The organism is Pseudomonas sp. GW821-FHT09C10 (genome assembly GCF_059418085.1).
The window spans coordinates 258,296-270,831 of sequence record NZ_JBWKPE010000006.1 but is presented as its reverse complement, the minus strand read 5'-3'; the positions used below and the strand labels follow the sequence as shown (position 1 = coordinate 270,831).

At 63.0% G+C, this 12,536-nt stretch carries 13 protein-coding genes; 8 read left to right on the top strand and 5 right to left on the bottom strand.

Translation table 11 applies throughout. The features are described from left to right. The first annotated feature begins 14 nt into the window (after window positions 1–14). The 8 genes from ribBA (at window position 15) to AC07OT_RS14620 (ending at window position 5,893) form a co-directional block, all read left to right on the top strand. Window positions 15–1,106, top strand: coding sequence for a bifunctional 3,4-dihydroxy-2-butanone-4-phosphate synthase/GTP cyclohydrolase II (gene ribBA / locus AC07OT_RS14655; RefSeq protein ID WP_495108365.1), 1,092 nt, complete (start codon window positions 15–17; stop codon window positions 1,104–1,106). 88 nt (window positions 1,107–1,194) lie between these two features. Then, window positions 1,195–1,671: a 6,7-dimethyl-8-ribityllumazine synthase gene (gene ribH / locus AC07OT_RS14650; RefSeq protein WP_003176356.1), complete on the top strand. Its 477-nt coding sequence runs from the start codon at window positions 1,195–1,197 to the stop codon at window positions 1,669–1,671. Then, window positions 1,668–2,168: a transcription antitermination factor NusB gene (gene nusB / locus AC07OT_RS14645; RefSeq protein WP_027605194.1), complete on the top strand. Its 501-nt coding sequence runs from the start codon at window positions 1,668–1,670 to the stop codon at window positions 2,166–2,168. The genes ribH and nusB overlap by 4 nt, the downstream gene beginning before the upstream one ends. 18 nt (window positions 2,169–2,186) lie before the next feature. Beyond that, window positions 2,187–3,152, top strand: coding sequence for a thiamine-phosphate kinase (gene thiL, locus AC07OT_RS14640; protein WP_495108364.1), 966 nt, complete (start codon window positions 2,187–2,189; stop codon window positions 3,150–3,152). Window positions 3,153–3,216: 64 nt separating this feature from the next. Next, window positions 3,217–3,945, top strand: a complete 729-nt coding sequence (locus tag AC07OT_RS14635; RefSeq protein WP_495108363.1) for a substrate-binding periplasmic protein — start codon at window positions 3,217–3,219, stop codon at window positions 3,943–3,945. A gap of 129 nt (window positions 3,946–4,074) precedes the next feature. Further along, window positions 4,075–4,692 (top strand): GTP cyclohydrolase II, encoded by a 618-nt coding sequence (gene ribA / locus AC07OT_RS14630; RefSeq protein WP_065924905.1) that lies wholly within the window; start codon window positions 4,075–4,077, stop codon window positions 4,690–4,692. Then, window positions 4,689–5,108, top strand: a complete 420-nt coding sequence (locus tag AC07OT_RS14625; RefSeq protein ID WP_141156117.1) for an MFS transporter — start codon at window positions 4,689–4,691, stop codon at window positions 5,106–5,108. Before ribA ends, AC07OT_RS14625 begins: the two co-directional genes overlap by 4 nt. After that, on the top strand, window positions 5,105–5,893 hold the full coding sequence (locus AC07OT_RS14620) for a cobalamin-binding protein (RefSeq protein WP_495108362.1): 789 nt from the start codon (window positions 5,105–5,107) through the stop codon (window positions 5,891–5,893). The genes AC07OT_RS14625 and AC07OT_RS14620 overlap by 4 nt, the downstream gene beginning before the upstream one ends. Before the next feature lie 18 nt (window positions 5,894–5,911). Here AC07OT_RS14620 and AC07OT_RS14615 read toward each other — a convergent pair whose 3' ends face one another. The 5 genes from AC07OT_RS14615 to AC07OT_RS14595 form a co-directional block, all read right to left on the bottom strand. Further along, window positions 5,912–7,804: a TonB-dependent receptor domain-containing protein gene (locus AC07OT_RS14615; protein ID WP_495108361.1), complete on the bottom strand. Its 1,893-nt coding sequence runs from the start codon at window positions 7,802–7,804 to the stop codon at window positions 5,912–5,914. 139 nt (window positions 7,805–7,943) lie between these two features. Further along, complete coding sequence (gene dxs / locus AC07OT_RS14610) at window positions 7,944–9,842, bottom strand: 1-deoxy-D-xylulose-5-phosphate synthase (protein ID WP_495108360.1); 1,899 nt, start codon at window positions 9,840–9,842, stop codon at window positions 7,944–7,946. A 110-nt stretch (window positions 9,843–9,952) separates the two neighbouring features. Continuing rightward, the gene (gene ispA / locus AC07OT_RS14605) at window positions 9,953–10,840 is read right to left on the bottom strand and encodes a (2E,6E)-farnesyl diphosphate synthase (RefSeq protein WP_146477746.1); all 888 of its coding nucleotides are present in this window, start codon (window positions 10,838–10,840) and stop codon (window positions 9,953–9,955) included. After that, a complete protein-coding gene (locus AC07OT_RS14600; RefSeq protein WP_003176346.1) occupies window positions 10,837–11,079 on the bottom strand; it encodes an exodeoxyribonuclease VII small subunit in 243 nt (80 codons plus the stop codon). Before AC07OT_RS14600 ends, ispA begins: the two co-directional genes overlap by 4 nt. 86 nt (window positions 11,080–11,165) lie before the next feature. After that, a complete protein-coding gene (locus tag AC07OT_RS14595) occupies window positions 11,166–12,305 on the bottom strand; it encodes a Fic family protein (protein ID WP_495108359.1) in 1,140 nt (379 codons plus the stop codon). Window positions 12,306–12,536 lie beyond the last annotated feature (231 nt).

Genomic DNA, 12,536 nt, shown 5'->3' with positions numbered 1-12,536 from the left:
CAAGGGGGTGCCCTGTGGCGCTCAATAGCATCGAAGAACTGGTTGAAGACATCCGCCAAGGCAAGATGGTCATCCTGATGGATGACGAAGACCGCGAAAACGAAGGCGATATCATCATGGCCGCCGAGGCCTGCAAGCCTGAGCACATCAACTTCATGGCCAAGCACGCCCGTGGGTTGATCTGCATGCCCATGAGCCGCGAGCGCTGCGAGCTGCTCAAGCTGCCGTTGATGGCGCCGCGCAATGGTTCAGGGTTTGGTACCAAGTTCACCGTATCGATTGAAGCGACCACCGGCGTCACCACCGGCATTTCCGCCGCCGACCGTGCCCGCACCGTGCAAGCCGCTGCCGCCAAGGACGCCAAGGCCGAAGACATCGTCAGCCCTGGCCACATCTTCCCGTTGATGGCTCAACCGGGCGGCACCCTCGCTCGCGCCGGCCACACCGAAGCCGCCTGCGACCTGGCGCGCATGGCCGGTTTCGAGCCCTGTGGCGTGATCTGCGAAGTGATGAACGACGACGGCACCATGGCCCGTCGCGCCGAACTCGAAGCCTTTGCCGCGGAACACAACATCAAGGTCGGCACCATTGCCGACCTGATTCACTACCGGATGATCCACGAACGTACCGTTCAGCGGATTGCCGAGCAGCCACTGGACAGCGAACTGGGCCAATTCAATTTGGTGACCTACCGTGATTCGGTGGAAGGCGACGTGCACATGGCCTTGACACTGGGCACCATCTGCGCCGACGAGCCGACCCTGGTGCGCGTGCACAACATGGACCCGCTGCGCGACCTGCTGATGGTCAAGCAACCGGGCCGCTGGAGCCTGCGCGCCGCCATGGCTGCGGTGTCCGAGGCCGGCAGCGGTGTGGTGCTGCTGCTGGGTAACCCGGTGGATGGCGACGTGCTGCTCGCGCATATTCGCGAAACAGCCGAGCAGACCCAGGTGAAAACGCCGGCCACCTACAGCATCGTCGGTGCCGGTTCGCAGATCCTGCGTGACCTCGGTGTGCGCAAAATGCGCCTGATGAGCGCCCCGATGAAATTTAATGCGATATCCGGATTCGATCTGGAAGTTGTAGAATACGTGCCCTCCGAATAAAGGCCGGCGCTTTTTGCCCCTTGTTCGCGGTTAAATCATCACTGAGGGACGCACTTTTCGCGTCCCGGCTCTTTAAGAGATTTGTCGAATGACCCTGAAGACCATCGAAGGTACCTTCATCGCCCCCAAAGGCCGCTATGCCCTGGTGGTTGGCCGCTTCAACAGCTTCGTGGTTGAAAGCCTGGTAAGCGGTGCCGTGGATGCCCTGGTTCGCCACGGTGTGAGCGAGAGCGACATCACTATCATCCGCGCCCCTGGCGCCTTCGAAATTCCACTGGTTGCGCAAAAAGTTGCTCAGCAGGGTGAATACGCGGCGATCATCGCCCTGGGCGCGGTCATTCGTGGCGGTACTCCGCACTTCGAATACGTGGCCGGCGAATGCACCAAGGGCCTGGCCCAGGTGTCCATGGAGTTCGGCGTGCCAGTCGCTTTCGGCGTACTGACCGTGGATTCCATCGAGCAAGCCATCGAGCGTTCCGGCACCAAGGCCGGTAACAAAGGCGCTGAAGCTGCCCTGTCCGCCCTGGAAATGGTCAGCCTGCTGTCGCAGTTGGAGGCCAAGTGATTTCCGACGAGAGCGATTGCTTCAACCCACGCGACGAGCGCCCAGCGGACGCCGGCAAACCGTCGAAAAGCGAAAAGCGCCGTGCTGCCCGCCAGCTCGCCACCCAGGCGCTGTACCAGCGTCACATGGCTGGCACCTCGCTGAACGAGATCGAAGCGCAGTTTCGCGTCGATAACGACTTCACGTTTGCCGACCAGAGCTACTTCCACGACATCCTGCACGGGGTTCCGGCCAACCTGGCCGAAATCGATGCGGCATTGACGCCGTGCCTGGACCTGACCCTCGAAGAGCTGGACCCGGTTGAACTGGCCGTACTGCGCCTGTCCACCTGGGAGCTGCTCAAGCGCGTCGACGTGCCGTACCGCGTGGTGATCAACGAAGGCATCGAACTGGCGAAAGTCTACGGTTCGACCGACGGTCACAAGTTCGTCAATGGCGTGCTCGACAAGCTGGCCCCGCGCCTGCGTGAAGCCGAAGTGAAGGCGTACAAGCGCTAACCTGCGCTTGAGTCCTGAATGGGCGAGTTCGAGCTGATCCACAAGTACTTCGCCGCCGCGCCGTGCGCACAGGGCGGCGAGGGTATAGCCCTGGGGATCGGCGACGACTGTGCCCTGCTGGCGCTCCCCGCCGGGGAGCAGCTGGCAATTTCCACCGATACCTTGGTGGCCGGCGTGCACTTTGCCGACCCCTGTGACCCGTTCCTGCTCGGCCAGCGCTCGCTGGCCGTGGCGGTCAGCGACCTGGCCGCCATGGGCGCCCACCCCCTCGCGTTTACCCTCGCACTCACTACGCCGACCGTCGATGCCGATTGGCTGCAACGCTATGCCCAGGGGTTGAACGCCATGGCGCAAAACTGCGGTGTGGGCCTGGTGGGCGGCGACACCACGCGCGGTCCGCTGAGCCTGACCCTGACCGTGTTTGGTCGTGTCCCGGCCGGTCAAGCGTTGACCCGCAGCGGCGCACAGCCGGGCGACCTCTTGTGTGTCGGCGGCGAGTTGGGTAATGCCGCCGGTGCCTTGCCGCTGGTATTGGGGCAGCGCAGCGCCGATGCCGCGATTGCCGACCCGCTGCTGGCCCATTACTGGTCGCCACAACCGCAGTTGGCCCTGGGCCTGGCTCTACGGGGCAAGGCCACCTCGGCGATGGATATTTCTGACGGTCTTCTGGCCGATTGCGGGCATATCGCCAAGGCCTCGGCTGTCAGCCTGTTGATCGAGCGCCAGAAGCTGCCGCTGTCCAACGCGTTGCTGGCGTTTGTCGGTGATGACGAGGCGCGGGTCGCCGCATTGAGCGGCGGCGATGACTACGTGCTGGTGTTCACCCTGCCGGCCGTCGAGTTGGCGCCGTTGCTGGCTGACGGTTGGCCGGTGCATGTTATCGGCCAGGTCCAGGCGGGGCAGGGAGTCACGCTGCTTGACGCTCTCGGGCAAGACATCACCCCGGCCATCCGTGGCTATCAACATTTTTGCCCGGCACCCTGAATCGCGTGCTGCGCTACGCTCTATTACGTCGTTCTGGATGTTGGATTTGCAGGAGATCATCGCCATGGATGTACGCCGCTGGCTGCTGATGCTGCTGTGTGTCCTTCCGGCATGGAGCCAGGCGCAGGAGGTGCCGGTGGTGCCCGGCAAGGTCATGCTGGCCAGCGAGGCCTGGGACGACTACACCAATGCCGACGGCAGCGGCCTGGCCTGGGATGTGTTGCGGCACGTCTTCGAACCGGTCGGGATCACCCTGCAAACCCGCATTGAGCCCTATACCCGCTCGGTCGGCCTGGCCCAGCGCGGTGAAGTGGATGGCTGGGTCGGCTCCTACCGCGATGAAGTCAAGGGTGTGCTCTACCCGCACTGGAACTTCGATTCCGACCCCATCTACGCCCTTGGGCTGGCGACCTCGCCGATACCAAGCGCCGCGACGCTGGGGGATTATCGCCTGGCCTGGGTGCGGGGCTACAAGTACGAGGCGTATTTGCCCCATGTGCGCCGTTTCAATCAGATCCAGCGGCGCGATGGTATTTTGCCGATGCTGCAGCATGGTCGTGCCGACTTCTACATTGATGCGCTCACCGAAGCCCGATACGTCCTCAGTCAGGCGGACGCCCCGTCCCAGTTCCGGCTCACCCACATCATCGACCTGCCGCTCTACGTGGGTTTTGCCGATACCGAGCGTGGTCGGGCATTACGCACCGTGTTTGACCAGCGCATGGCGGTCCTGGTGAAAAGCGGCGAGCTGAAGCCGATTTTCCTGCGCTGGAAACTGCCGTATCCGTTCTGACCTGCATAGAACCGGGACGAAGGCCAATCAAACCTATTGATCTTTATCAGCGATAATTCAGCTTAAGCGTCTGTAGGAACCTGCTGTTACAATGCCCGCCTCTGTGAAATCTGAAATCAGGAGCACACGGTGCCCGTCGTTTTCGTCGCTGCTTCCAAGCTGCCTACCCCTTTTGCCACGTTCACCATGAGCGGCTTTCTCGAAGAAGCCACCGGGCGCGAGCACGTTGTGCTCAGCCTCGGCGATATCGCCGATGGCGCACCGGTTCTCGGTCGCGTGCACTCCGAGTGCCTGACCGGCGATGCGCTGTTCAGCCAGCGCTGTGACTGCGGCTCGCAATTGGAAGCGGCGATGCGCGCCATCGCCCGTGAAGGCCGTGGAGTGCTGTTGTACTTGCGTCAGGAAGGCCGTGGCATTGGCCTGCTGAACAAGATCCGCGCTTATGAGCTGCAAGACGGCGGTGCCGATACCGTCGAGGCCAATGAGCGCCTGGGCTTCGCCGCCGACCAGCGTGACTACGCGATCTGTCTGCCGATGCTGGAGCACCTGGGCGTGAAGTCCCTGCGCCTGATGACCAACAACCCGCGCAAGGTCAAGGCCTTGACCGAGATGGGCATCACCGTGGCCGAGCGCGTACCGCTGCACACCGGGCACAACCCGCATAACAAACTCTACCTGGCGACCAAGGCCAGCAAGCTCGACCACATGATGGGCAATGAGCATCAAGGCGAGGTCGACCGCGCGTGACCCGTGGCCAGGTGAAACGGCGACTGTCCTTCAGCTGGTGGCAGTACCTGGCCCTGGCGCTGCTCCCGCTGTTCGTGATCAACCTGGTGTTTGGCCAGGGCGAGCCCTTGTTGCCGGTGCTGGCCATGCCGTTCTTTATCGCCGGCGTGGCATCGATGTTCCTCAGCCTGCGCTACTTCAACGGCTATAAACACGCCCTGATCGCCACCTCCAAAGCCCTCGATACCGCTGAAGAACCGGCTGCCTGGATCACCCTGGCGGCCCGTCGGCGCACGGCCTTGATGGTGGCTGCCGTGCCGGCCTGGGTGGGCGCACTGGCGGTGTTCGTCGGTCTGGAAGCGGTGCCGCTTTTCCTGTTGGCGCTGTCGACGATGGTGTTGTTTTACCTCTACCGCATCCCGCGTCAGTTGGGATGATGCGCCGCTGGCTGGCGATTCTGCTGCTGGCATTCAGTGCCCAGGGCCTGGCGGTCGAACGTGTCGTCAGTCTGGCGCCTTCACTTTCTGAAATCGTGGCTGAGCTGGGTGCTGCCGACCTGCTGGTGGGCGTGCTCGATGGCGGTGATCGGCCAGCGGCGCTGGCGAACGTGCCGTCGGTTGGGCGTTATGGGCAGTTGGACATGGAGCGCCTGCTCAGCCTCAAGCCCGACCTGATCCTGCTCTGGCCCGGCAGCGTCGGCCCCGCCCAGCGCGAGCAACTGCAGCGCCTGAATATCCCGGTGTATGTCGCCGAACCCCATAGCCTTGAACAAATGACCGCCCAGGTCCAGGCCATCGCCGAGCTATTGGGCCGTGCCGACGCCGGCCGGCAATTGGCCGCGCACCTGCGCCAGCGCCTGGCGCAGGTGCGTCAGCGTTATCAGCGGGCCGAACCGGTGCGGGTGTTCTACCAGGTGTGGAACCAGCCGCTGTACACCGTGGGCGGCGGCCAGATCATCAGCGACGCGTTGAGCGTGTGCGGTGCGCGCAATGTGTTTGACGACCTGAAGCTGCCCGCGCCGCAGGTCAGCATCGAGTCGGTATTGCAGCGCAATCCCGAGATGATCCTGGTGGGCGATCAGGCTCAGAAGGAAGCCTGGAAGGTCTGGCCCGCGATGGCGGCGCGGGTACGGCTGGTTCCGGACAAAGGCCTGGAACGGCCCAGCGGGCAGATGCTGGAAGCACTGGCGCGGCTGTGTCAGGTGATTGCTCCGGGCCGCTGAGGCCGGTCCAGGCCACAATCAGATTTCAGGTGTCCAGGTCACGCCAAACATCCACATCCGGCCTTCTTCACGGTAATCGTGATTGTTGACGAATGCCGGATCGTTGTAGCTGTAGCGCGCCCGTGCATAGGACTTGTCCAGCAGGTTATCGACCTTCAGCGACAGCCCCACTTCCTGGGTCACCGCCCAACTGCCGCGCAGCCCGAGCAACCCATAGCCGCCCAGGCGCTGGGTGTTGGCTTCATCGTCATAGCTGTGGCTGATCGCCTGCCAACTGGCGCCCACGCCCACCTGGTCGAATTGCCGGTCGAGGTCCAGGCTCAACGTACGCCGTTCCCGGCGGGCCAGGGTGTGGCCACTGTCGCGGTCGCGCGGGTCGATGACCGACAGCCCGAGGTTACCTTGCCAGCCGAACAGGTCCTGCTTGAGCGCCGCCTCAACACCGTTGATGCGTGCCGACGCCACGTTCTGCGGCTTGCCGGTTTGGTCGAGAATGATCGCCTCGCTCAAATCGGTGCGGTACAGCGAGGCCTCCAGGCGCGTGCTGTCACTCAACTGGCTGCGCCACTGCAGTTCGTAGCTCTTTGATGTTTCGGGCTGCAGGTGGGGGTTGCTGTACTTCGTGTCCGGATAATAGAGGTCGTTGAAGGTCGGCGCGCGGAAGCCTTCGCTGTAGCTCAGCAGCAGGTCATTGTCGGGGTTGACCGGCAAGGTCAGGGTACCGCTCCAGCTGTTCTGCCCGCCGAACTGCTGGTTCTGGTCGTGACGCAGGCCCAGTTCGGTGGAAAACCACTCACTGTGAAAGCGATGCTGCACGAAGGCGGCGCGGTTCCAGCGGCTGTTTTCGGTAAAGGTGGTGGAGCCGTGGAAGCGGTCTTCGTACCAGTCGCCGCCGAGGATCAGGCTGTTCTGCTCATCCAGGGTCAGATCGTTCTGCCAGTTGACCGAATCACGGTAGGTGTTGAATACGCTGAAATCCTCGCTGAGGGTGTCGCGCTTGGTGTCGCGGTTCTCGCTGTGGCCCAGCTCCAGGCGCGATTGCCAGTGCTCATTGAACGTGGCGTCGACATAGCCGCTGGCGCTGCTCACAGCGTAGTCGGTGTAGGGTTTCTGGCCGACGGTTTGCCCGGTGGCGGCGTCGTAGCGGCCGAAGCTGTTGTCGTACTCCGACTTGCCACGGTTATCCAACAGATTGAAGCCCACCTCCAGTTCATCGCTGAAGGAATGGCTGAGGTTCAGGCTCACGGACTGGTTGCGATAAGCATCATGGTCACCGTCGCTGGGGAACGACTGGCGGGTTGAGTTGATGCCGGCCGTGTCATCCAGGCTCGCGCCCAGGTTGAAGCGCGTCTGTCTGTCACCGCCCGAAAGGCCAAGGCTGCGCTCCCAGGTGTTGTGGCTGCCGAACCCGAGTTTCACCCGCGGTTGCACGCCTTGCGCGGCATTGCGCCGGGTGAATACCTGGATCACCCCGCCAATCGCGTCGCTGCCGTAGATCACCGAGCGCGAGCCGCGCAGCACTTCCACACGCTCAATCTGGTCGACGTTGAGGTATTGCAGGCCGCTGTCGCCAGACGTCGTATTGGCGATGCGCTGGCCGTCTACCAGCACCAGGCTTTGGGCGGACTTGGTGCCCCGCAGGTAGATGCCCGGCAAACTGCCACGGCCACCGGAGGGGGCGACTTGTACGCCGGGCACACGGCTGAGCAGGTCGGTGAGGCTGGTGGGTTGCAGGCGGTCGATGTCGTCGCGGGTGAACACGGTGTTGGCGGCGCTGCTGTCGTTGCGTGCCTGGACCTGGCGGTTGGCGCTGATGACGACGTCGGGGAGTTTCAGGGCGTTGTCGCGGGTGTCGGCGAGCAATTCAGGGGAGGGCAGAAGAAGCGGCAGGGCAAGGTACAGGTGTTTCATGGGCTGTCCATGGCGTTGAGGATGGCACAATCAAATGTGGGAGGGGGCTTGCCCCCGATTGCAGTGTGTCAGTCTCAGTAGCTGTAACTGATCCACCGCTATCGGGGGCAAGCCCCCTCCCACATTTTGGTTCCGGTTTCTACAGGGCCAGCAGCGCCAGGCGCTCGCGCACCGAAGCCTCGATCCCTGCTTCATCCAGCCCGCACTCGGCCAGCATCTGCGCCGGCTTGGCATGTTCGACGTACGCATCCGGCAAGCCCAGGTGCAGCACCGACTTGAGGATATTCTCCCGCGCCAGGAACTCACTGACCGCCGCACCGGCACCGCCCATGATGGCGTTCTCCTCGACGGTCACCAGCAGCTCATGACTGCCGGCGATGTCGCGCACCAGGGCTTCATCCAGCGGCTTGACGAAGCGCATGTCGACCACGGTGGCGTCGATCTTCTCGGCCACCTTGAGGGCTTCGGCCAGTTGCACGCCAAACACCAGGAACGCGGTCCTGCTGCCCTGGCGACGCACAATGCCCTTGCCGATTTCGATAGGCTCCAGATCCTTCTCGATCAGCGCGTTGGGGCCGTTGCCCCGTGGGTAACGTACGGCGGCCGGGCCGTTATACAGGTGGCCGGTGCTGAGCATCTTGCGCAGTTCGTTTTCGTCGCTCGGCGTCATCACCAGCATGCCGGGGATGCAACGCAAGTAGGACAGGTCGAAGCTGCCCGCGTGAGTCGGGCCGTCTTCACCGACTAGACCTGCGCGGTCGATGGCAAACAGCACGTCGAGGTTCTGCACCGCGACGTCATGCACCAACTGGTCATAACCGCGCTGCAGGAAGGTGGAGTAGATCGCCACGACAGGCTTGGCGCCTTCACAGGCCATGCCGGCGGCGAAGGTCACCGCGTGCTGCTCGGCAATGGCCACGTCGAAATAGCGCAGCGGGAAACGCTCGCTGAACGCCACCAGGTCGGAGCCTTCCTTCATCGCCGGGGTAATGCCCACCAGGCGTGGGTCGACGGCGGCCATGTCACACAGCCATTCGCCGAACACACCGGAGTACTTCGGCCCGCTGGCTTTTTTCGGCGCAGCGGCGGGGGCGTCCAGGGGTTCCAGCTTGGTGATCGCGTGGTAGCCGATCGGGTCGACTTCCGCCGGGGCGAAGCCTTTGCCTTTCTTGGTGACGATGTGCAGGAACTGCGGGCCCTTGAGGTCGCGCATATTGCGCAGCGTGGCGATCAGCGTGGGCAGGTCATGGCCGTCGATGGGGCCGATGTAGTTCCAGCCCAGCTCTTCGAAGAGCGTGCCGGGGACCAGCATGCCCTTGGCATATTCTTCGGTGCGCCGGGCAATTTCCCACGCGCCGGGCAGACGCGAGAGCACCTTCTTGCTGCCTTCACGCATGCTGGCGTAGGTGCGGCTGGAGAGAATCTTGGCCAGGTAATTGGACAGGCCACCGACATTGCGCGAGATCGACATGTCGTTGTCGTTGAGGATCACCAACATGTTGGCGTTCACTTCCGGCGCATGGTTCAGCGCTTCGAAGGCCATGCCGGCAGTCAGCGCGCCATCACCGATCACGGCGATTGCCTTGCGGTCGCTGCCTTGCAGGCGGGCGGCAATCGCCATGCCCAGCGCTGCGCTGATCGAGGTGCTGGAGTGGCCGACGCCAAAGGTGTCGTACTCGCTTTCGGCGCGGCGCGGGAAGGCGGCAACGCCGTCCTTCTGGCGCAGCGTGCCCATGCGCTCGCGGCGGCCCGTGAGGATCTTGTGCGGATACGCCTGATGGCCCACGTCCCACACCAGCCGGTCATCCGGGGTGTCGAACACGTAGTGCAACGCGATGGTCAGCTCGATGACACCCAGGCCGGCACCGAAATGCCCACCGGTCTGGCCGACCGTGTAGAGCAATTCCAGGCGCAACTCATCGGCCAGGGTTTCCAGCTCGGCTTCACCCAGACGACGCAGGCCGTCCGGCGTGGCAGCACGGTCGAGCAGGGGCGTGGACGGGCGCTTGCGGGGAATCTCTTGAAACGTCGTGGGCATCAGGCGAATCGTTATAGGTATAGAAGAGGCGGCAGTTTACCTCAAGCATCGCAAACTGCCCACGCAGAGCGCCGAACTTGGCCGATATGCGGCTGCAATGGCCGCCGTAATCAGTGGCGACGTTCGACGATATACCGCGCCAGGTCACGCAGCGGCTCGGCCGCCGCGTCGAAAGGTCGCAGGGCGTCCAGCGCCTGGTCGCGTAGTTCCACGGCGTAGGCCTTGGCGGCTTGCAGCCCGAGCAGCGCAGGATAAGTCGGTTTGTCCCGTGCGATATCGGCGCCCTGGCGTTTGCCCAGGGTGGCGGTATCGCTTTCCACGTCGAGAATGTCGTCCTGCACCTGGAACGCCAGGCCAATGGCCCGGGAATAGGTCTGCAGCGCCGCCAATTGCGCGGTTTCGGCACGCCCGCTGGCCAGGGCGCCCAAGTGCACGGCGGCTTCGATCAGTGCACCGGTCTTGTGGCGGTGCATGTGCTCAAGGGCTTTTTGATCCAGCTTGACGCTGACCGAACCCATGTCGATCGCCTGCCCGCCCACCATGCCCGCAGGGCCGGCAGCCAGGGCCAGTGCGGTGACCATGCGCAGGCGGATCTCGGCGTTGACGCTGCTCAAGCGTGGGTCCAGCAACGCGCTGAACGCCAGGCTCTGCAAGCCGTCGCCGGCGAGGATCGCATAGGCTTCATCAAAGGCTTTATGGGTGGTGGGCTGGCCACGACGCAGATCGTCATCGTCCATCGCCGGCAAATCGTCGTGTACCAGGGAATAGGCGTGAATCAACTCGACCGCACAGGCGGCACCGTTGGCCTGCTCGGCCGGCGCGCCCAGCGCTTCACAGGCCGCATACGCCAGCAACGGGCGCACGCGCTTGCCGCCATTCATCACGCTGTAGCGCATGGCTTCATACAGACGCTTCATTTCCGGGCTTGGCGCAACAAACAAGGGCTCCAGCGCCGCATTCACCCGGGCTTGGCTACTGGCCTGATACGCGTCGATCATTCCGGCTGTTCCGCATCGAAAGGTTCTTCGGCCAACTCTCCGTCACGCTCCAGCAATACCTGGACCTTCTGCTCCGCCTGCGCCAATGCGCTCTGGCAGTCACGGGTCAGGCCGATGCCTTGCTCAAACGCCGTCAGCGAGTCCTCCAGCGACAACTCGCCGTTCTCCAGACGCTCGACCAATGTTTGCAGGTCGGCGAGGGATTGTTCGAAATCGAGTGCAACTTTTTTGCGGGCCATGGCGGCTATTCCGGTAGACGGTAAACCGGCGCGACACTAGCAGACATGGGGATTCTGGGCAAATGAGCGGGCAAATGAGTGGGGTGTCACTCGCCCCCTGTATTGACCTGATAACGCGTGCTACGGCCGCCTCCGGGGAGACGAACCAGGCAGTTTTTTTCCAGCAGGTCCGCCAGGTGTCGCGTCGCTGTCGCCTTGGAGACCTTTGCCACCGCCTGGTACTGCGCCGCGCTGATGCCGTGTTCGAAGCCCTTCTCACCACCGTCGAGCAGTCGATTGAGGACCTTGATCTGTTCAGCCGACAAAGGGACGTCGCGGTGTTGCTGCCAGAACCGACTCCTTTCCAGCACCCGGTCAATCCGCGCCATGGCCTGCTGCACGCTGCGTAACAGGGTTTTAAGGAACCACTCCAGCCAGGCAGTGATATCCAGGGAGGCCTTCTGGCTGGATTCCAGCGCGTTGTAGTAGCCGGTGCGGTCTTCGAGGATGCTGGCTGACATGGCATAGAAACGGATGGCCTGGTGTTCACCCTGGGCCAGTGCCAGATCGGTGATAGCGCGTGTCAGGCGACCATTGCCGTCATCGAAGGGGTGCAGTGTGACAAACCAGAAGTGCGCGACGCCGGCGCGTACCAATGGGTCCAGTTCCGGCTGATCGCGGCTGGTTTCGAACCACTCCAGGAAATCCACCAGAGCCTGCTCCAGTCCCAGACGTGGCGGGGCCTCGAAATGCACGGTCGGACGATCAAGCCGGCCCGACACCACTTGCATCGGCTCATCTCCCCTCAAGGATCCAATATTGAGCGCTCGAGCGGCATAGCCCGCTTCCGGGGCCGGGAACAATAAGTGATGCCAGTTCAATAGGCGGGCGAGGGTAAACGGCTGGGTGAATTGTTGAGTGGCATCCATCATCAACTCGGCGAGGCCTTCACTGCGGCGGCTTACCTGACCGTCTTCCATCGCTTCCAGGCCCATCCGCCTTGCCAGGGACGAGCGCACCGAGCCGACATTCAACTGCTCACCCTCAATCGCCGAGGACGTCAGGATATTTTGCAGCAGCGCATCCAGCTCATTCTGTGCGCTGACTGCCTGGCTGACGGAGCCGAGCATGCCCAACAACTTGCCTTGGGCTTGTCCGCACTCGCGCAGCAACGTCGCGAGGCGACCGGGTTGCCAGTGGAAGTGAGGCCAGTCGGCGTGTTGCCAGATCCAGTGCGGATGAGCCATGGTGGAATGCCTGGGTGCGTGAGCCGAATAAAGAGGTTATTCGGCTCATTTGGTGAGCCGATTGTGCTGCGGATTCGGCTCAGGGTCTAGTCTGGTGATCGGTGTTTTCTGTAGCTTTTGTGATGTGAAATTTGTCTGCCGCAGTAAAAAGCGGCTGGATGAACGGTGGGGAAAATCAGAAAGGGCTTACGAAGGTCGCGTAATAGTCAGCCCCAAATCACAGTTGGGGGC

Excerpts from the sequence above, each read along its gene's own strand:
- ribH (WP_003176356.1), top strand. The coding sequence starts at position 1,195 with ATGACCCTGAAGACCATCGAAGGTACCTTCATCGCCCCCAAAGGCCGC.
- thiL (WP_495108364.1), top strand. The coding sequence starts at position 2,187 with ATGGGCGAGTTCGAGCTGATCCACAAGTACTTCGCCGCCGCGCCGTGC.
- AC07OT_RS14635 (WP_495108363.1), top strand. The coding sequence starts at position 3,217 with ATGGATGTACGCCGCTGGCTGCTGATGCTGCTGTGTGTCCTTCCGGCA.
- AC07OT_RS14620 (WP_495108362.1), top strand. The coding sequence starts at position 5,105 with ATGATGCGCCGCTGGCTGGCGATTCTGCTGCTGGCATTCAGTGCCCAG.
- AC07OT_RS14615 (WP_495108361.1), bottom strand. The coding sequence starts at position 7,804 with ATGAAACACCTGTACCTTGCCCTGCCGCTTCTTCTGCCCTCCCCTGAA.
- dxs (WP_495108360.1), bottom strand. The coding sequence starts at position 9,842 with ATGCCCACGACGTTTCAAGAGATTCCCCGCAAGCGCCCGTCCACGCCC.
- ispA (WP_146477746.1), bottom strand. The coding sequence starts at position 10,840 with ATGATCGACGCGTATCAGGCCAGTAGCCAAGCCCGGGTGAATGCGGCG.
- AC07OT_RS14600 (WP_003176346.1), bottom strand. The coding sequence starts at position 11,079 with ATGGCCCGCAAAAAAGTTGCACTCGATTTCGAACAATCCCTCGCCGAC.
- AC07OT_RS14595 (WP_495108359.1), bottom strand. The coding sequence starts at position 12,305 with ATGGCTCATCCGCACTGGATCTGGCAACACGCCGACTGGCCTCACTTC.